The organism is Curtobacterium sp. MCLR17_032, from assembly GCF_003234795.2.
Classification (GTDB): domain Bacteria; phylum Actinomycetota; class Actinomycetes; order Actinomycetales; family Microbacteriaceae; genus Curtobacterium.
Genome location: NZ_CP126268.1, coordinates 3,057,331 through 3,077,649, shown reverse-complemented (window position 1 = coordinate 3,077,649; position 20,319 = coordinate 3,057,331). Strand labels below are relative to the sequence as shown.

The 20,319-nt window shown below is 63.4% G+C and carries 9 protein-coding genes and 5 rRNA genes; all 14 read left to right on the top strand.

Features of this window, described 5'->3' with window-relative positions; genetic code table 11:
* Nucleotides 1-96 precede the first annotated feature (96 nt).
* The 14 genes from DEI97_RS14655 to pyrG all read left to right on the top strand — a co-directional run bounded on the left by DEI97_RS14655 (nucleotide 97) and on the right by pyrG (nucleotide 20,226).
* Nucleotides 97-3,226 (top strand): 23S ribosomal RNA (locus DEI97_RS14655).
* Between the two features lie 199 nt (nucleotides 3,227-3,425).
* A 5S ribosomal RNA gene (rrf, locus tag DEI97_RS14650) occupies nucleotides 3,426-3,542 on the top strand.
* Between the two features lie 1,826 nt (nucleotides 3,543-5,368).
* Nucleotides 5,369-6,898, top strand: a 16S ribosomal RNA gene (locus tag DEI97_RS14645).
* A 478-nt stretch (nucleotides 6,899-7,376) separates the two neighbouring features.
* A 23S ribosomal RNA gene (locus DEI97_RS14640) occupies nucleotides 7,377-10,504 on the top strand.
* Nucleotides 10,505-10,702: 198 nt separating this feature from the next.
* A 5S ribosomal RNA gene (rrf, locus tag DEI97_RS14635) occupies nucleotides 10,703-10,819 on the top strand.
* The 16S, 23S and 5S rRNA genes sit together here, the layout of an rRNA operon.
* Before the next feature lie 114 nt (nucleotides 10,820-10,933).
* Nucleotides 10,934-12,307 (top strand): hypothetical protein, encoded by a 1,374-nt coding sequence (locus tag DEI97_RS14630; protein ID WP_284158280.1) that lies wholly within the window; start codon nucleotides 10,934-10,936, stop codon nucleotides 12,305-12,307.
* Nucleotides 12,235-13,065, top strand: a complete 831-nt coding sequence (locus tag DEI97_RS14625; protein ID WP_258376794.1) for a tetratricopeptide repeat protein — start codon at nucleotides 12,235-12,237, stop codon at nucleotides 13,063-13,065. The genes DEI97_RS14630 and DEI97_RS14625 overlap by 73 nt, the downstream gene beginning before the upstream one ends.
* Before the next feature lie 37 nt (nucleotides 13,066-13,102).
* Nucleotides 13,103-14,071, top strand: coding sequence for an HAD-IIA family hydrolase (locus tag DEI97_RS14620; RefSeq protein WP_111076139.1), 969 nt, complete (start codon nucleotides 13,103-13,105; stop codon nucleotides 14,069-14,071).
* 10 nt (nucleotides 14,072-14,081) lie between these two features.
* Complete coding sequence (locus DEI97_RS14615) at nucleotides 14,082-14,516, top strand: hypothetical protein (RefSeq protein WP_146248236.1); 435 nt, start codon at nucleotides 14,082-14,084, stop codon at nucleotides 14,514-14,516.
* A 289-nt stretch (nucleotides 14,517-14,805) separates the two neighbouring features.
* Entirely contained in the window at nucleotides 14,806-15,600 is a 795-nt protein-coding gene (locus tag DEI97_RS14610; protein ID WP_111076196.1) for a TlyA family RNA methyltransferase, read from the top strand.
* Nucleotides 15,597-16,520, top strand: coding sequence for an NAD kinase (locus DEI97_RS14605; protein WP_111076141.1), 924 nt, complete (start codon nucleotides 15,597-15,599; stop codon nucleotides 16,518-16,520). The genes DEI97_RS14610 and DEI97_RS14605 overlap by 4 nt, the downstream gene beginning before the upstream one ends.
* Complete coding sequence (locus DEI97_RS14600) at nucleotides 16,517-16,660, top strand: hypothetical protein (protein WP_181439355.1); 144 nt, start codon at nucleotides 16,517-16,519, stop codon at nucleotides 16,658-16,660. The genes DEI97_RS14605 and DEI97_RS14600 overlap by 4 nt, the downstream gene beginning before the upstream one ends.
* Nucleotides 16,657-18,348 carry a DNA repair protein RecN gene (gene recN, locus DEI97_RS14595; RefSeq protein WP_111076142.1) on the top strand — a complete coding sequence of 564 codons (1,692 nt, stop codon included), beginning with the start codon at nucleotides 16,657-16,659 and terminating at the stop codon, nucleotides 18,346-18,348. The genes DEI97_RS14600 and recN overlap by 4 nt, the downstream gene beginning before the upstream one ends.
* 216 nt (nucleotides 18,349-18,564) lie before the next feature.
* On the top strand, nucleotides 18,565-20,226 hold the full coding sequence (gene pyrG / locus DEI97_RS14590) for a CTP synthase (RefSeq protein ID WP_111076143.1): 1,662 nt from the start codon (nucleotides 18,565-18,567) through the stop codon (nucleotides 20,224-20,226).
* Nucleotides 20,227-20,319 lie beyond the last annotated feature (93 nt).

Here is a 20,319-nt window from a genome sequence, read left to right as displayed (position 1 = left end):
CAGTGGACGCGAGCATCTTTAGATTCGCGTCATCGATGATCGTCGGCTTTCGGGTTGGCGTGTGTCGTGGCGTTGGATCGCAATTTTAATCTTTGTGGTCAAGTTTCTAAGAGCAAACGGTGGATGCCTTGGCATCTGGAGCCGAAGAAGGACGTAGAAATCTGCGATAAGCCTCGGGGAGCTGATAATCGAGCTGTGAGCCGAGGATTTCCGAATGGGGAAACCCCGCCAGGCGCTTTTGTGACCTGGTGACTCCCGCCTGAATATATAGGGCGGGTAGAGGGAACGTGGGGAAGTGAAACATCTCAGTACCCACAGGAAGAGAAAACAACATGTGATTCCGTGAGTAGTGGCGAGCGAAAACGGATGAGGCTAAACCGATCATGTGTGATAGCCGGCGGGCGTTGCATGGTCGGGGTTGTGGGACACGTCACTCAGTTCTGCCGGACTGGGACGGTTACAGCGCATCATAGTCGAACCGGTTTGAAAGCCGGGCCGTAGTGGGTGCCAGCCCCGTAGACGAAATGGTGTTATGGCCGGATGTGTATCCCAAGTAGCACGGGGCCCGAGAAATCCCGTGTGAATCTGTCAGGACCACCTGATAAGCCTAAATACTCCCAGATGACCGATAGCGGACAAGTACCGTGAGGGAAAGGTGAAAAGTACCCCGGGAGGGGAGTGAAATAGTACCTGAAACCGTTTGCTTACAAACCGTCGGAGCCTCCTTTGTAGGGGTGACGGCGTGCCTTTTGAAGAATGAGCCTGCGAGTTAGCGATATGTGGCGAGGTTAACCCGTGTGGGGTAGCCGTAGCGAAAGCGAGTCTGAATAGGGCGATTCAGTCGCATGTCCTAGACCCGAAGCGAAGTGATCTATCCATGGCCAGGTTGAAGCGACGGTAAGACGTCGTGGAGGACCGAACCCACTTCAGTTGAAAATGGAGGGGATGAGCTGTGGATAGGGGTGAAAGGCCAATCAAACTTCGTGATAGCTGGTTCTCTCCGAAATGCATTTAGGTGCAGCGTTGCGTGTTTCTCGCCGGAGGTAGAGCTACTGGATGGCCGATGGGCCTCAACAGGTTACTGACGTCAGCCAAACTCCGAATGCCGGTGAGTGAGAGCGCAGCAGTGAGACGGTGGGGGATAAGCTTCATCGTCGAGAGGGAAACAACCCAGACTACCAACTAAGGTCCCTAAGCGTGTGCTAAGTGGGAAAGGATGTGGAGTTGCACAGACAACCAGGAGGTTGGCTTAGAAGCAGCCACCCTTGAAAGAGTGCGTAATAGCTCACTGGTCAAGTGATTCCGCGCCGACAATGTAACGGGGCTCAAGCACACCACCGAAGTTGTAGATTTCGCACACTCGACAAGCCTTCGTGGTTCAGTCGTGCGGAGTGGTAGGAGAGCGTCGTGTGGCGAGTGAAGCGGCGGAGTGATCCAGCCGTGGACGCTACACGAGTGAGAATGCAGGCATGAGTAGCGAAAGACGGGTGAGAAACCCGTCCTCCGAAAGACCAAGGGTTCCAGGGCCAGGTTAATCCGCCCTGGGTAAGTCGGGACCTAAGGCGAGGCCGACAGGCGTAGTCGATGGACAACGGGTTGATATTCCCGTACCGGCGAACAACCGCCCAAGCTAATCCAGTGGTGCTAAGAGTCCTAACCCGGCACTTGTTGATCCCTTCGGGGTGAGACGGGCCGGTCTAACGCTCGACCCCATGCTGGTGCGGTTAGCGTATGAACAGGTGTGACGCAGGAAGGTAGCTGAGCCAGGCGATGGTATCCGTAAGGTGAACCTGGTGTAAGGATGTAGGGCTGACGATAGGCAAATCCGTCGTCTGTATGCCTGAGACCCGACGCGTACCCGTAAGGGGAATTCAGTGATCCTATGCTGCCGAGAAAAGCATCGACGCGAGGTTGCAGCCGCCCGTACCCGAAACCGACTCAGGTGGTCAGGTAGAGAATACCAAGGAGATCGAGATAATCGTGGTTAAGGAACTCGGCAAAATGCCCCCGTAACTTCGGGAGAAGGGGGGCCGGACACGTGACCGGACTTTGCTCCGTGAGCGTTGAAGGCCGCAGAGACCAGTGGGAAGCGACTGTTTACTAAAAACACAGGTCCGTGCGAAGTCGCAAGACGATGTATACGGACTGACGCCTGCCCGGTGCTGGAAGGTTAAGAGGAAGGGTCAGCCTCACGGCGAAGCTCTGAATTTAAGCCCCAGTAAACGGCGGTGGTAACTATAACCATCCTAAGGTAGCGAAATTCCTTGTCGGGTAAGTTCCGACCTGCACGAATGGCGTAACGACTTCCCAGCTGTCTCAACCGCGAACTCGGCGAAATTGCATTACGAGTAAAGATGCTCGTTACGCGCAGCAGGACGGAAAGACCCCGTGACCTTTACTACAGTTTGGTATTGGTGTTCGGAGTGGCTTGTGTAGGATAGGTGGGAGACTGTGAAGCGGGCACGCTAGTGTTCGTGGAGTCATTGTTGAAATACCACTCTGGTCACTTTGGATGTCTAACGTAGGACCCTGATCGGGTTCATGGACAGTGCCTGATGGGTAGTTTAACTGGGGCGGTTGCCTCCCAAAGAGTAACGGAGGCGCCCAAAGGTTCCCTCAACCTGGTTGGCAATCAGGTGGCGAGTGTAAGTGCACAAGGGAGCTTGACTGTGAGACTGACAGGTCGAGCAGGGACGAAAGTCGGGACTAGTGATCCGGCAGTGGCTTGTGGAAGCGCTGTCGCTCAACGGATAAAAGGTACCTCGGGGATAACAGGCTGATCTTGCCCAAGAGTCCATATCGACGGCATGGTTTGGCACCTCGATGTCGGCTCGTCGCATCCTGGGGCTGGAGTAGGTCCCAAGGGTTGGGCTGTTCGCCCATTAAAGCGGTACGCGAGCTGGGTTTAGAACGTCGTGAGACAGTTCGGTCCCTATCCGCTGCGCGCGTTGGAAATTTGAGAAGATCTATCCCTAGTACGAGAGGACCGGGATGGACGAACCTCTGGTGTGTCAGTTGTTCTGCCAAGGGCACCGCTGATTAGCTACGTTCGGACCGGATAACCGCTGAAAGCATCTAAGCGGGAAGCCGTCTTCGAGATGAGATTTCCATGCACCTTGAGTGTGAGAGGCTCCCAGCAGACTACTGGGTTGATAGGCCGGATGTGGAAGCGGGGACTAACGACCCGTGGAGCTGACCGGTACTAATAAGCCGAAGACTTGACACACACTTTTTTCCTGACCCTTTACGGGTCAGGGCTCGCGTCCACTTTGTGGTTCCCGACAGACGATCGGGAATCAAACTGAATAGTTCAGCTACCCCACCGGTGTGGGGTGTCATCAACCCTGTTTCGGCGGGAGTGTTGACACCGAACCGTTGGTGGGGGATGGCTGGAACCTGTTTGATCCGTTTCGGGTCGATGGTGTTCCGGTGGTCATAGCGAGAGGGAAACGCCCGGTCACATTCCGAACCCGGAAGCTAAGCCTCTCAGCGCCGATGGTACTGCAAGGGGGACCTTGTGGGAGAGTAGGACGCCGCCGGACTTCTTTTCAAGGGAAGCCCCTGACGGGTGGAGCATCACGCTCCACCGGTCAGGGGCTTTTCTGCATTCCCCGGCGGAGCCCTCACGACAGGAAGAGTTGTGCTGCGGAATGGATCGGCGTGAATTCTCCACCGGGGGCCCAGGCGTCGCCCACAGTTCGGAGCGCGTCGTTCGAGTCAGAGGCGCGGCGATCGGTAGCTCGGCCTGTTCTGAGCGGTGACGCATGGCGTCGATGGTCACCATGATGCGAGTCGTCGATGCCGGCGCCTCGCCGTCACCGTCGTGCCGATGCGAGCTTGCCCTTCCGCGGCGACGACCTGTTTCGGGCCGGCTGTTCTCATTAGAGCGGGCCGGCGCAGCATGCCGATGATGCGTTGTCATCGCACGGGATTTGGCCGAGGTGGAGCTGACGCCTTCCCGCCCGAGACGTGCGGTTGCTACCGGTCGGCAGTGGTTGCGTGTGGGCTGACTCAGGCCTCACGAAATATCGCTGGTGAGGAGGACGTGGTCGAGCCCGGCGACGTCAGGTCTCCCCGGACGACGGTTCTTGTGGACGACCGGAGTGCACCGGCGATGAGGCCAGTGCCCCAGAGCGTCCCGACCGGCAGGAGCTCGAGCAGAATACTGTCGGAACTGCCACGACCGCGTGCGTCCGTGCACGCAGCGGCGGTCGGTCATGAGCTCGTCTGCTGATGTGCCATCGAAGGGGAGATCCTCGGCCCTTCTGCCAGCGATGGCCCCTCGGAGGCGGCGCGTGCAGGGCACCGGTGGGAGAGGCCCCCGCAGACGGTGGTCTTCACAACGTGAGGCGCTCGGCGCCGGCATCCACTCAGATCCCCACTTCACCGTCCACACCCTCGTAGCTGCTGTCTCGGCCGGCCGCCGTGAGCCTGCTGCGGCGCACTGTCTGAGCCAGGGGGCAAGTGGCGGGTCGTCCGTTGCAAGGGTCAGCAACCCGTAGGTCTCGGTTGGCGGCGGACGACCCTCGTCGCGATCGACGATGTGCGCAGCTGGGCTTGTCAACTGGTCATGGAGGTGCATGATCAGCCCAGAGCCCAGAGCCCAGAGCCCAGAGCCCAGAGCCCAGAGCCCAGAGCCCAGAGCCCAGAGCCCAGAGCCCAGAGCCCAGAGCCCAGAGCCCAGAGCCCAGAGCCCAGAGCCCAGAGCCCAGAGCCCAGAGCCCAGAGCCCAGAGCCCAGAGCCCAGAGCCCAGAGCCCAGAGCCCAGAGCCCAGAGCCCAGAGCCCAGAGCCCAGAGCCCAGAGCCCAGAGCCCAGAGCCCCACTCTGGGGCGAGAAGCGGGCGCTGTGTTGCAGTGTGCGACACGCCCGGGATGTGGGGTGGGTTGGTGGTGTGGGGTGGGGGCTGCGTAAAGTAATCCCTCGTCACCCCAAAGGTGCGGCGGAGCGGCTGGAGCGAAAGCCCAGAGCACGTCGGCCCTCAAGCGGGACCATCCTCCACTGGAGTTCAGATCTGGCCTTGTGCTGGTTCGCTTCGACGCTTAGGATGACTACTCCACCGGTTCTCTCCTTCGGGATGAGCCACTGGATCTGGTTGCACGGTTGTGTGGCTGGGTTCGACGACATCGGTGGGTTCGAGAACGACAGCCTCTCTGGCGGAGCATCTTCGTGGTGTCGAGTGGGGAGTGCGTCTGGTCCTTGAGAACTCAACAGCGTGCACATTGTCAATGCCAATTTTATTGACCTCGTGCCCGGTCTGCCTTCGGGTTGGTCGGGTCATGAAGCAATTCCTTTTGGATTGAAGATTGTCAGTAGACAGTCAACAGTCAAGATCAACTCGCTGACACTTTTAGTGTTGGTTGTAATTTTTTACGGAGAGTTTGATCCTGGCTCAGGACGAACGCTGGCGGCGTGCTTAACACATGCAAGTCGAACGATGATCAGGAGCTTGCTCCTGTGATTAGTGGCGAACGGGTGAGTAACACGTGAGTAACCTGCCCCTGACTCTGGGATAAGCGTTGGAAACGACGTCTAATACTGGATATGATCACTGGTCGCATGGCCTGGTGGTGGAAAGATTTTTTGGTTGGGGATGGACTCGCGGCCTATCAGCTTGTTGGTGAGGTAATGGCTCACCAAGGCGACGACGGGTAGCCGGCCTGAGAGGGTGACCGGCCACACTGGGACTGAGACACGGCCCAGACTCCTACGGGAGGCAGCAGTGGGGAATATTGCACAATGGGCGAAAGCCTGATGCAGCAACGCCGCGTGAGGGATGACGGCCTTCGGGTTGTAAACCTCTTTTAGTAGGGAAGAAGGGAGCTTCGGTTCTTGACGGTACCTGCAGAAAAAGCACCGGCTAACTACGTGCCAGCAGCCGCGGTAATACGTAGGGTGCAAGCGTTGTCCGGAATTATTGGGCGTAAAGAGCTCGTAGGCGGTTTGTCGCGTCTGCTGTGAAATCCCGAGGCTCAACCTCGGGCTTGCAGTGGGTACGGGCAGACTAGAGTGCGGTAGGGGAGATTGGAATTCCTGGTGTAGCGGTGGAATGCGCAGATATCAGGAGGAACACCGATGGCGAAGGCAGATCTCTGGGCCGTAACTGACGCTGAGGAGCGAAAGCATGGGGAGCGAACAGGATTAGATACCCTGGTAGTCCATGCCGTAAACGTTGGGCGCTAGATGTAGGGACCTTTCCACGGTTTCTGTGTCGTAGCTAACGCATTAAGCGCCCCGCCTGGGGAGTACGGCCGCAAGGCTAAAACTCAAAGGAATTGACGGGGGCCCGCACAAGCGGCGGAGCATGCGGATTAATTCGATGCAACGCGAAGAACCTTACCAAGGCTTGACATACACCGGAAACGGCCAGAGATGGTCGCCCCCTTGTGGTCGGTGTACAGGTGGTGCATGGTTGTCGTCAGCTCGTGTCGTGAGATGTTGGGTTAAGTCCCGCAACGAGCGCAACCCTCGTTCTATGTTGCCAGCGGGTTATGCCGGGGACTCATAGGAGACTGCCGGGGTCAACTCGGAGGAAGGTGGGGATGACGTCAAATCATCATGCCCCTTATGTCTTGGGCTTCACGCATGCTACAATGGCCGGTACAAAGGGCTGCGATACCGTAAGGTGGAGCGAATCCCAAAAAGCCGGTCTCAGTTCGGATTGAGGTCTGCAACTCGACCTCATGAAGTCGGAGTCGCTAGTAATCGCAGATCAGCAACGCTGCGGTGAATACGTTCCCGGGCCTTGTACACACCGCCCGTCAAGTCATGAAAGTCGGTAACACCCGAAGCCGGTGGCCTAACCCTTGTGGAAGGAGCCGTCGAAGGTGGGATCGGTGATTAGGACTAAGTCGTAACAAGGTAGCCGTACCGGAAGGTGCGGCTGGATCACCTCCTTTCTAAGGAGCATCTGGTCAGTGCTGTTCACCGTCATGGTGAGTGGTGGCTGGTCCAGGCGCCCGATTCGGACCGAACGTGTCCGACGGGTAGCTCATGGGTGGAACATTGACAGTGCAGTCGGGAGCGCGTCTTCCGGTCTCAGTACGTTCCTCATCGTCGGTCTTGTGCCGGTGTTGGGGGGTTGGAACGGGTCGGGGGTGAGCGGGTTGGCTGGTGCACGTTGTTGGGTCCTGAGGGACCAGGCTTCCTGCTGTGGGTGGTGTCCGTGATGGATGCTCATCCGTGGTGGGGGTTGGGCCTTGAGGGTCCTTCGTTGGGCCACATGAGGTCACACCGTTGGGTGTGGGGGAGTGTGGTGCCGATCGTATGTTGAGAACTACACAGTGGACGCGAGCATCTTTAGATTCGCGTCATCGATGATCGTCGGCTTTCGGGTTGGCGTGTGTCGTGGCGTTGGATCGCAATTTTAATCTTTGTGGTCAAGTTTCTAAGAGCAAACGGTGGATGCCTTGGCATCTGGAGCCGAAGAAGGACGTAGAAATCTGCGATAAGCCTCGGGGAGCTGATAATCGAGCTGTGAGCCGAGGATTTCCGAATGGGGAAACCCCGCCAGGCGCTTTTGTGACCTGGTGACTCCCGCCTGAATATATAGGGCGGGTAGAGGGAACGTGGGGAAGTGAAACATCTCAGTACCCACAGGAAGAGAAAACAACATGTGATTCCGTGAGTAGTGGCGAGCGAAAACGGATGAGGCTAAACCGATCATGTGTGATAGCCGGCGGGCGTTGCATGGTCGGGGTTGTGGGACACGTCACTCAGTTCTGCCGGACTGGGACGGTTACAGCGCATCATAGTCGAACCGGTTTGAAAGCCGGGCCGTAGTGGGTGCCAGCCCCGTAGACGAAATGGTGTTATGGCCGGATGTGTATCCCAAGTAGCACGGGGCCCGAGAAATCCCGTGTGAATCTGTCAGGACCACCTGATAAGCCTAAATACTCCCAGATGACCGATAGCGGACAAGTACCGTGAGGGAAAGGTGAAAAGTACCCCGGGAGGGGAGTGAAATAGTACCTGAAACCGTTTGCTTACAAACCGTCGGAGCCTCCTTTGTAGGGGTGACGGCGTGCCTTTTGAAGAATGAGCCTGCGAGTTAGCGATATGTGGCGAGGTTAACCCGTGTGGGGTAGCCGTAGCGAAAGCGAGTCTGAATAGGGCGATTCAGTCGCATGTCCTAGACCCGAAGCGAAGTGATCTATCCATGGCCAGGTTGAAGCGACGGTAAGACGTCGTGGAGGACCGAACCCACTTCAGTTGAAAATGGAGGGGATGAGCTGTGGATAGGGGTGAAAGGCCAATCAAACTTCGTGATAGCTGGTTCTCTCCGAAATGCATTTAGGTGCAGCGTTGCGTGTTTCTCGCCGGAGGTAGAGCTACTGGATGGCCGATGGGCCTCAACAGGTTACTGACGTCAGCCAAACTCCGAATGCCGGTGAGTGAGAGCGCAGCAGTGAGACGGTGGGGGATAAGCTTCATCGTCGAGAGGGAAACAACCCAGACTACCAACTAAGGTCCCTAAGCGTGTGCTAAGTGGGAAAGGATGTGGAGTTGCACAGACAACCAGGAGGTTGGCTTAGAAGCAGCCACCCTTGAAAGAGTGCGTAATAGCTCACTGGTCAAGTGATTCCGCGCCGACAATGTAACGGGGCTCAAGCACACCACCGAAGTTGTAGATTTCGCACACTCGACAAGCCTTCGTGGTTCAGTCGTGCGGAGTGGTAGGAGAGCGTCGTGTGGCGAGTGAAGCGGCGGAGTGATCCAGCCGTGGACGCTACACGAGTGAGAATGCAGGCATGAGTAGCGAAAGACGGGTGAGAAACCCGTCCTCCGAAAGACCAAGGGTTCCAGGGCCAGGTTAATCCGCCCTGGGTAAGTCGGGACCTAAGGCGAGGCCGACAGGCGTAGTCGATGGACAACGGGTTGATATTCCCGTACCGGCGAACAACCGCCCAAGCTAATCCAGTGGTGCTAAGAGTCCTAACCCGGCACTTGTTGATCCCTTCGGGGTGAGACGGGCCGGTCTAACGCTCGACCCCATGCTGGTGCGGTTAGCGTATGAACAGGTGTGACGCAGGAAGGTAGCTGAGCCAGGCGATGGTATCCGTAAGGTGAACCTGGTGTAAGGATGTAGGGCTGACGATAGGCAAATCCGTCGTCTGTATGCCTGAGACCCGACGCGTACCCGTAAGGGGAATTCAGTGATCCTATGCTGCCGAGAAAAGCATCGACGCGAGGTTGCAGCCGCCCGTACCCGAAACCGACTCAGGTGGTCAGGTAGAGAATACCAAGGAGATCGAGATAATCGTGGTTAAGGAACTCGGCAAAATGCCCCCGTAACTTCGGGAGAAGGGGGCCGGACACGTGACCGGACTTGCTCCGTGAGCGTTGAAGGCCGCAGAGACCAGTGGGAAGCGACTGTTTACTAAAAACACAGGTCCGTGCGAAGTCGCAAGACGATGTATACGGACTGACGCCTGCCCGGTGCTGGAAGGTTAAGAGGAAGGGTCAGCCTCACGGCGAAGCTCTGAATTTAAGCCCCAGTAAACGGCGGTGGTAACTATAACCATCCTAAGGTAGCGAAATTCCTTGTCGGGTAAGTTCCGACCTGCACGAATGGCGTAACGACTTCCCAGCTGTCTCAACCGCGAACTCGGCGAAATTGCACTACGAGTAAAGATGCTCGTTACGCGCAGCAGGACGGAAAGACCCCGTGACCTTTACTACAGTTTGGTATTGGTGTTCGGAGTGGCTTGTGTAGGATAGGTGGGAGACTGTGAAGCGGGCACGCTAGTGTTCGTGGAGTCATTGTTGAAATACCACTCTGGTCACTTTGGATGTCTAACGTAGGACCCTGATCGGGTTCATGGACAGTGCCTGATGGGTAGTTTAACTGGGGCGGTTGCCTCCCAAAGAGTAACGGAGGCGCCCAAAGGTTCCCTCAACCTGGTTGGCAATCAGGTGGCGAGTGTAAGTGCACAAGGGAGCTTGACTGTGAGACTGACAGGTCGAGCAGGGACGAAAGTCGGGACTAGTGATCCGGCAGTGGCTTGTGGAAGCGCTGTCGCTCAACGGATAAAAGGTACCTCGGGGATAACAGGCTGATCTTGCCCAAGAGTCCATATCGACGGCATGGTTTGGCACCTCGATGTCGGCTCGTCGCATCCTGGGGCTGGAGTAGGTCCCAAGGGTTGGGCTGTTCGCCCATTAAAGCGGTACGCGAGCTGGGTTTAGAACGTCGTGAGACAGTTCGGTCCCTATCCGCTGCGCGCGTTGGAAATTTGAGAAGATCTATCCCTAGTACGAGAGGACCGGGATGGACGAACCTCTGGTGTGTCAGTTGTTCTGCCAAGGGCACCGCTGATTAGCTACGTTCGGACCGGATAACCGCTGAAAGCATCTAAGCGGGAAGCCGTCTTCGAGATGAGATTTCCATGCACCTTGAGTGTGAGAGGCTCCCAGCAGACTACTGGGTTGATAGGCCGGATGTGGAAGCGGGGACTAACGACCCGTGGAGCTGACCGGTACTAATAAGCCGAAGACTTGACACACACTTTTTTCCTGACCCTCACGGGTCAGGGCTCGCGTCCACTTTGTGGTTCCCGACAGACGATCGGGAATCAAACTGAATAGTTCAGCTACCCCACCGGTGTGGGGTGTCATCAACCCTGTTTCGGCGGGAGTGTTGACACCGAACCGTTGGTGGGGGATGGCTGGAACCTGTTTGATCCGTTTCGGGTCGATGGTGTTCCGGTGGTCATAGCGAGAGGGAAACGCCCGGTCACATTCCGAACCCGGAAGCTAAGCCTCTCAGCGCCGATGGTACTGCAAGGGGGACCTTGTGGGAGAGTAGGACGCCGCCGGACTTCTTTTCAATGATGTGGCCATCGGCCCTCCATCGAGAGCAACAGCTCTCGTGAGGGCCGGTGGCCATTTTCTGTTTCATCTCAGACGCATGAGGTCGACTCTGCGCCCGGTTCATGATGGACTGGACCAACACGGGCAGCTTCGGCTGCCACAGCACGACACAACGACACAGCGGACGATCGCCGAGACACGAGTCTTCGGCACGCAACGAGGAGCTACGGTGGCGAACGACGACGAACAGCGGCGAGACGGGCGTGACGGAGACCGTCCGGATCGATCTCGACGCGAAGGCGACAGCGGTCGTTGGTCGGCTGGGCCGCGTGACTTCGAACGACGTGAAGGTGGGCGTGCTGGTGGTGGGGCCCCTCGTGGGGATCGTCCTCGCGGCGACAGCACGGACCGACGCCCGTCCGGCCGTAAATTCCGCGAAGGTGGAGCCCGGAACGACCGTCCTTCGTGGCGATCTGACCGGCCCGCAACTGACCGTCCGCGTCGTGATGGTGACCGTCCGTTCCGTGGGAACGATGACCGTCCGCGTCGTGATGGTGACCGTCCGTTCCGTGGGAGCGATGACCGTCCCCGTCGTGATGGTGACCGGCCCTTCCGCAGCAACGACGATCGCCCCTGCCGTGATGGCGACCGGCCCGTTCGCGGTGGCAGCAACGACCGTCCGTTCCGTGGGAACGACGACCGTCCGCGTCGTGATGGTGACCGTCCGTTCCGTGGGAACGATGACCGGCCCCGTCGTGATGGTGACCGGCCGTTCCGTGGGAACGATGACCGTCCCCGTCGTGATGGTGACCGTCCGTTCCGTGGGAACGATGACCGTCCCCGTCGTGATGGTGACCGTCCCTTCCGCAGCAACGACGATCGTCCCCGTCGTGATGGCGACCGGCCCGTTCGCGGTGGCAGCAACGACCGTCCGTTCCGTGGGAACGATGACCGTCCCCGTCGTGATCGTGACCGGCCCTTCCGCAGCAACGACGATCGCCCCCGCCGTGATGGCGACCGGCCCGTTCGCGGTGGCAGCAACGACCGTCCGTTCCGTGGGAACGATGACCGTCCCCGTCGTGATGGCGACCGCCCGTTCCGTGGGAACGACGACCGTCCCCGCCGTGATGGTGACCGACCCGTTCGCAGCGGCAGCAACGACCGTCCGTTCCGTGGCAATGACGACCGCCCCTCCCGCGACGGTGGAGCCGATCGGAAGCGGTTCGGCGACGGTAACCGCTCGTCCGGCGCCCGCTTCGGCGAGGCCGCTCGGGACGACTGGGAAGACCGGGACCCGTACGGCACCCGTTCGATCCGCCCGCGTCACGACGACCCCGAGATCCCGGACGAGATCGATGCCCGTGACCTCCACCCCGCCGCTCGTGCTGAGCTCAAGACCCTCAGCAAGGACAACGCGGACTGGGTGGCGCGACACCTCATCACCGCGGCGCTCCTCGTCGACTCCGATCCGGAGGAAGCGAACCAGCACGCGCTGAGCGCTGCACGCCGAGCCGGCCGCGTGGCTGTGGTCCGTGAGACCGCCGCGATCACGGCGTACCGTCTCGGTGACTTCGCCACGGCGCTCCGAGAACTCCGCACGTACCGACGGATCTCCGGCCGCAACGACCAGCTCCCAATGATGGTCGACTGCGAGCGTGGGCTCGGGCGCCCGGAACGTGCCCTCGAGCTCGGACGGTCCGTCGACCGCGCCGCACTCGAGACGCCGGTGCAGGTCGAACTCGCGATCGCGATGTCCGGAGCACGTCTGGACCTCGGGAATCCCACAGCCGCGCTGGGCGAGCTGGAGATTCCACAGCTCGACCCCTCGACCGCCTACAGCTGGTCGCCGGCGCTCTACAGTGCTTACGCGGCCACGCTCGAGGAGCTCGGTCGCCAGGACGAGGCCGACGAGTGGTGGGCCCGCGTCGACCGCGCGGCCGAAGCCCTCGCGGAAGCCGCCGAAGACGATGCTTGGGAGACAGTGGATGTGGTCGAGGAAGCGATCGAAGTCGACGAGTTCGACGAGCCCGCAGGCGACGAGTCCGGAGACGACGAGCCCGGAGACGACGAGCCCGTCAGCGACGAGTCCGTCGAGCTCGACGACGCAGAACTCGGGGACGCCGAGCCGGGCAACGGGTACGTCAGCGCCCTCAGGGACGACGACCTCGACGACGACTCCGACGACGCCGGGGACCAGCCCGGCGAGATCGACGAAGACAACCCCCGCGACATCGACGGCTCCGCAGCCGGCTGACACTCCGCGTACCCCGGTCGACGGCATCGACGCGGTCATGACCGACCTCGACGGTGTCGTCTACCGGGGACGGAACGCCATCCCACACGCCGTGGAGGCCCTCAACCAGGCCGCCACGTCGGCCCGCGTCGGCTACATCACCAACAACGCCTCGCGGCGTCCGATGGACGTCGCCGAACACCTCGAGCAGTACGGGCTCGAGGTGACCGCCGACGACGTCGTCACCTCCTCTCAGGCGGGGGCTCGGCTGCTCGCGACCCTCGTTCCGGAAGGATCGACCGTCCTCGTGATCGGCGGACTCGGACTGACGACGATCGTCGAGCAGGCCGGGTTCGTGGTGACCGACAGCGCGGACGACCACCCGGCAGCGGTCATCCAAGGGTTCTCGCCGGACCTGGGGTGGAAGCAGCTCGCCGAAGCCTCCTTCGCGTTGGCGGATGCCTCCGTACCGTGGGTGGCCACGAACATGGACTGGTCGATCCCGGTGGAGCGTGGCATCGCTCCGGGGAACGGGACCCTCGTGGCAGCGGTGCACCAGGCGGTGAGCCGGATGCCGGTCGTGGCCGGGAAGCCCGAGCGACCGATCTTCGAAGCGGCCCTGGCACGGTTCGGTGGCGAGCGTCCGCTGTTCATCGGGGACCGTCTGGACACGGACATCAAGGGCGCGAACGACGCCGGCATCCCGAGCGTGCTCGTGCTGACCGGCATCGACCAGCCGAAGCAGGTGCTGGCGGCTGACCAGCGCTCGCGGCCGACCTACGTGCTCAAGGACCTCCGCGGACTGCACGAGCCCTACCCGGACACCATCCGCAGCGAAGACCCGGACGGCACGCGTCGCGTGACCGTCGGGGAGTCGATCGTCTCGATGCGCGGACACGTCGTCCGAGCCGAGCACGTCGGGTCGGACGAGATGGACTTGCTGCGCGCCGGTGCGACCGCGATCTGGGACTCCGGCCTGGCCATCTACGGCCTCGACGTGGACCCGGCGCTGTACGGCGGCGAGTAGCGTGACCGGCGTGGAACCAGCCCGGAGCGACGACGTGACGGGCACTCCCTCCGCTGGCCGGTCGACCGCCGCGCCGACCGAGTCGCGGGCTGTTCCCGGTACGGCGACGGAGCCGCGAGCTGTTCCTGGCCCGCCGCGCCCGAGGCCCGGCGTTCTGCGCGGGGCCGCGATAGTCCCGGGCGATGACGCCGATGCCGATGCCGATGCCGATGCCGATGCCGATGCCGATGCCCACGACGACGACGCTGACTCGAGCTCGGACCATCGGAGTGGCGACGACCCAGTCGGCAGCGCCGAGACTTCGATCGAGCCCGGTGCCGACACCGTGGATGGTCGGGCCGCGGCGGTCGAGCGGCTTCCGCTGACTGACCGCGCGGACGCGTTCGCGGCGCTGCACGACGAACTCCGGACCCGGCTGGAACACGGCGGGGACACTCGTGGGTGAGCGCGGGGACATCGCCGACCCCATCAGCGAGACGACAGGCGGGTCCGACTTCGCTCCCGGCACGACCTCCACGAACGGAACGTCCCCCACGAACGACACCGACCACACGGCCAGCCCCGAGCAAGTGACCAGCCTCGACCGCGCGGCCAGCCCCGAGCAAGCGACCAGCACCGGCCACGCGGCGAGCCCCGAGCAAGCGGCGAGCACCGACCCGAGAGCCAGCGCAGACACCAGCGACGACAGCACGGGCAGCGCCGGCACCAGCACCGCGACGCCGTCGACCGCCACGATGCGCCTCGACGCCGCGATCCCCGCACGTGGTCTCGCTCGCTCCCGGACCGCCGCGGCCGCCCTCATCCTGGCCGGCCGTGTCACGATCGACGGGGTCCCGGTCGTCAAGGCCTCGACCCCGGTCACCGCCTCCTCGCACATCGTGGTGGACGCCGAGGACGAGTGGGTCTCCCGCGCCGCGCTGAAGCTCGTCGGCGCGCTCGACGCGTTCGGAGTCGACCCACGTGGCCGGACGGTCCTGGACGTCGGAGCCTCGACGGGTGGATTCACCCAAGTGCTGCTCGCACGTGGCGCCTCGCGGGTGATCGCCCTCGACGTGGGCCACGGTCAGCTCGCTCCGGCGATCGCGATCGACGACCGGGTCGCCGTCGTCGAGGGGGTCAACGCCCGGAACCTCACGCGCGACGACTACCTGGCCCTCGACCCCGCTGCCGAGCGCACCAGCCTGGTGGTGGGGGACCTGTCGTTCATCAGCCTCCGCATGGTGTTGCCCGCCCTGGTCGAGGCGGTACCGGCCGACGAGTTCGTCCTGCTGGTGAAGCCGCAGTTCGAGGTCGGCCGGACCGGCATCCGCGAGGGCATCGTCCGTAGTGCGTCGTTGCGGCAGGACGCGCTCATGAACGTCCTCTGGGCCGCCTGGGACCTGGGCCTCGGAACGGCGGGCGTGGCGGCGTCCCCGATCGTCGGGACGCACGGCAACCACGAGTACCTCGCGCGTCTCCAGCGAGGTGCCGGGGAGAACCCGACAGAATGGATCCTCCGGGCGACGGAACTGGCGGAGGGAGCTCCATGAGCGACGAACGACACATCCTGCTGGTCTCGCACACCGGACGGCGCGACTCGATCGACGCCGCGGTCGAGGTGTGCGACATCCTGCACGACGCCGGTCTGACCCCGGTGATGCCCTTCGACGAGTACGCCGACATCCGCCGCGCCGAAGCGTCGGTCGGTCAGGTCGACATCCTCGGCGTCGACGTGCGCCCGGACGAGATCGAGATCGTCATCGTCCTCGGCGGGGACGGCACGATCCTCCGTGCAGCCGAACTGGCACGGGGCACGAAGGCGCCGATAGTCGGCGTCAACCTGGGGCACGTCGGGTTCCTCGCCGAGAGCGAGCGCGACGGCCTGGCCGAGACGGTCGAGCGCGCCCTGACCGGCGAGTACAAGGTCGAGGAGCGCGTCGCCCTGCAGGTCGACGTGGTCGTCGGCAACGAGATCGTCTACTCCAGCTGGGCGCTCAACGAGGCGACGGTGGAGAAGGCCTCCCGCGAGCGCATGCTCGAGGTCGTCACCGAGGTCGACGGCCGTCCGCTGTCGTCCTTCGGGTGCGACGGTGTCGTGTTCTCGACCCCGACCGGGTCGACCGCCTACTCCTTCTCCGGCGGCGGCCCCGTGGTGTGGCCGGACGTCGACGCGATCCTGATGGTGCCGCTGAGCGCCCACGCCCTGTTCTCCCGACCGATCGTGGTCGGCCCGGACCGGGTCCTGGCCGTCGAGGTTCTCCGGCGCACGAGCGGTGTGGGCGTCCTGTGGTGCGACGGGCGTCGGACGCACGACCTGCCTCCCGGAGCCCGCGTCGAGGTGCGCCGTTCGCCGGAGCCGGTGCGGGTCGCCCGGATCAAGGACGCCGCGTTCGCCGATCGCCTGGTCGCCAAGTTCCGGCTGCCGGTGGCGGGCTGGCGCGGGCCCCAGCGTGACGACGAGGACGTGTGACGCGCACCCTCCGACCTGAGGCCCCGGGCAACGCCCACCGGCACGCCCACCAGCACGAGCACCCCCACACGCACCAGTACCCCCACGAGCACGAGCACCGGCACCACGACGTGAACCAGCAGCAGGAGCACATCCAGTGATCGAGGAAATCCGCATCTCCGACCTCGGCGTGATCGGCGACGCCACGCTCGAGCTCGGCCCCGGCTTCACCGTCGTGACGGGTGAGACGGGCGCCGGCAAGACGATGATCGTCACCGCGCTCGGCCTGCTCCTCGGGGCCCGTGCGGACGCCGGTTCGGTCCGCCGCGGTGCACCGAACGCCGTCGTCGAGGGTCGCTGGGACCTGCCCGACCACGCGGCCGTCGCCGAGCGGGTCGAGGACGCCGGTGGCACGGTCGAGGACGGCGAACTCATCCTGACGCGCACGGTCTCGGCCGAGGGCCGCAGCCGTGCCACGGTGGGCGGCCGGACCGCTCCGGTCGCGGTGCTCGGCGAACTCGCCGACCAGCTCGTCACCGTGCACGGGCAGTCCGACCAGATCCGCCTGACCTCGGCGGCCGCGCAGCGTGCCGCCCTCGACGGGTTCGGCGGCGCAGCGGTCGAGAAGGCGCTGGCGAAGTACGTCGCCGTGTACGACGCCTGGCAGCAGCACACGGGCGACCTCGAGACGCTGACCCGTGACCGCGACGAGCGGCTCGCCGAGGCTGCGCGCCTCCGCGAAGCCTCCGCCGAGATCGAGGCCGCCGACCCGCAGCCGGGCGAGGACACCGAGCTCGCCGAACGTGCGGAGCGGTTGGGGAACCTCGAGGACCTCCGACTGTCCGCCGGCCTGGCGCACGAGGCCGTGTCGAGTGAGTCGCTCGACGGTCCGGACGTGATCGGCCTGGTCGAGTCGGCCCGGCGCGCGATCGAACGCGTCGCGAGCGTCGACCCGGCGCTGCAGCCGGTGCTGGAGCAGCTGACCGAGCTGGGCATCCAGGCGAGCGAGGCCTCGGCGTCGCTGTCGAGCTACATCGGCTCGCTCGAACCCGAGGCCGGCCACGACCTCGAGCTCATCAACGAACGTCGGGCACTGCTCGCCGGCCTGACCCGGAAGTACGGCGAGAGCGTCGAGGACGTCATCGCGGCCGGGCAGCGTGCCTCCGACCGGCTCCTCGAGCTGGACGGCGACGACGACCGCATCGTGCAGCTGCAGCAGTCGGTCGAGTCCGACCGGGCAGCGCTCGAGGCCGCCGGCGCCGCCCTGACCAAGGTGCGGACGAAGGCGGCGACGGAACTGGCCAAGCGGGTCACCGCCGAGCTGAAGAGCCTGGCGATGGCCGGTGCGACCCTGGTGGTCGAAGTCACCGACGCCGGCGAGTTCCGTCGCCACGGGCGTGACCAGGTCGCGATCCTGCTGCAGCCGCACTCGGGCACCGACCCGCGGCCGATCGGCAAGGGTGCGTCCGGTGGGGAGCTCTCGCGTGTGATGCTCGCGATCGAGGTCGTGATGGCCGGCAGCACCACCGTCCCGACCTTCGTCTTCGACGAGGTCGACGCGGGTGTCGGCGGCGCGGCCGCGATCGAGATCGGCCGACGTCTCGCGGCGCTCGCCGAACGGACCCAGGTCATCGTGGTCACGCACCTGGCGCAGGTGGCCGCGTTCGCGAACAACCACCTCAACGTCGTCAAGGACGCCAGCGGCGCGGTGACCTCGTCGAGCGTCCGCCGCCTCGAGGGCGACGACCGCCTGCAGGAGATGGCACGGCTGCTCTCCGGCCTCGGCGACAGCGCCAGCGGCATGGAGCACGCACGCGAACTGCTCGAGGTCGCCGGCCGCTCCGCCTGACCGGTCGCAGCACCAGCGCGACCACCGGTCCGAGCACGGGCCGGGAGCACCAGCCCGAGCACCGACCGGGAGGCGCATCCCAACCGGGTACGCCGGCGACGGACGCAACGCGCCCGGCGAACGCGGGTCGCGCCTCCCGGCACTTCTGACGTACGATGGAATCCCGTGGCGGACACTCTCAGCGGCGGAACCAATTCTTCGAACACGACCCCGAAGGTGACGAAGCAGATCTTCGTGACCGGCGGGGTCGTCTCGTCTCTCGGCAAGGGCCTGACGGCGGCCAGCCTCGGCAACCTGCTCACGGCACGCGGCCTCAAGGTCGTCATGCAGAAGCTCGACCCGTACCTCAACGTGGACCCGGGCACGATGAACCCGTTCCAGCACGGCGAGGTCTTCGTGACCGACGACGGCGCCGAGACGGACCTGGACATCGGGCACTACGAGCGCTTCCTCGACATCGACCTGGCGCAGTCGGCGAACGTCACGACCGGGCAGGTCTACTCGACGGTCATCGCCAAGGAACGTCGTGGCGAGTACCTCGGCGACACCGTCCAGGTCATCCCGCACATCACCGATGAGATCAAGCGTCGGATGCGCGAGCAGTCCGAGAACGACCCGCAGCCCGACGTCATCATCACCGAGGTCGGCGGCACGGTCGGTGACATCGAGTCGCAGCCCTTCATCGAGGCGGCACGGCAGGTGCGCCACGAGCTCGGCCGCAACAACGTGTTCTTCGTGCACGTCTCCCTGGTGCCGTTCATGGCGGCCTCGGGGGAGCAGAAGACGAAGCCGACGCAGCACTCGGTCGCGCAGCTCCGCTCGATCGGCATCCAGCCGGACGCCCTCGTGCTCCGCAGCGACCGCCCCGTCTCGGACGCCAACAAGCGCAAGATCGCGCTGATGTGCGACGTCGACGAGGACGCCGTGGTGAACGCCGTGGACGTCCCGTCGATCTACGACATCCCGACGATGCTGCACGACCAGGGCCTCGACCAGGTCATCATCGAGGCTCTCCGCCTCGAGGCGCACGACGTCGACTGGTCGCGCTGGAACGGTGTGCTGACCGCGGTGCACGAGCCGAAGAAGGCCGTGACGATCGCCCTGGTCGGCAAGTACATCGACCTGCCCGACGCCTACCTGTCGGTGACCGAGGCGCTGCGTGCCGGCGGTTTCGCACACACCGCGAAGGTCACGTTGAAGTGGGTCGCCTCGGACGAGTGCCTCACCCCGGAGGGCGCGGCGAAGAACCTCGGCGACGTCGACGGCATCTGCATCCCCGGTGGGTTCGGGATCCGCGGCATCGAGGGCAAGCTCGGCGCGCTGAAGTTCGCCCGTGAGCAGGCCATCCCGACGCTCGGTCTGTGCCTCGGCCTGCAGTGCATGGTCATCGAGTACGCCCGCCACGAGGCCGGCCTGCTCGACGCCTCGAGCACCGAGTTCGACCCCGAGACCTCCACCCCGGTCATCGCGACGATGGCGGAGCAGGTGGACATCATCGCCGGCGGCGACCTGGGCGGCACGATGCGCCTCGGCATGTACCCGGCACACTTCACCGAGGGCAGCCTCGCCGCCGAGCTGTACGGCTCGACGGAGGCATCGGAGCGCCACCGTCACCGCTACGAGGTCAACAACCACTACCGCGAGCAGATCGCGGACGCCGGCATGGTCTTCTCCGGCACCTCGCCGGACGGCACCCTGGTCGAGTACGTCGAGCTGGACCGTGCGGAGCACCCGTTCTACATCGGCACGCAGGCGCACCCGGAGCTCCGCTCGCGTCCGAACCGCGCGCACCCGCTCTTCGCGGGCCTCGTCGGTGCGGCGATCGAGCGCAACGAGTCGACGCGCCTGTTCGACCCGGAGACCGAAGCGGTCGCCTGAGTCGGCAGGTCGCGGTCGCGACCACGTGACGGACGGGAGGCTCCCCACCAGCAGGTGGGGAGCCTCCCGTCCGTCGTCCGCCGGTCTGGACGC

Coding starts and splice junctions, on each gene's coding strand:
- DEI97_RS14630 (WP_284158280.1), top strand. CDS start 10,934: ATGATGGACTGGACCAACACGGGCAGCTTCGGCTGCCACAGCACGACA.
- DEI97_RS14605 (WP_111076141.1), top strand. CDS start 15,597: ATGAGCGACGAACGACACATCCTGCTGGTCTCGCACACCGGACGGCGC.
- DEI97_RS14610 (WP_111076196.1), top strand. CDS start 14,806: ATGCGCCTCGACGCCGCGATCCCCGCACGTGGTCTCGCTCGCTCCCGG.
- DEI97_RS14620 (WP_111076139.1), top strand. CDS start 13,103: ATGACCGACCTCGACGGTGTCGTCTACCGGGGACGGAACGCCATCCCA.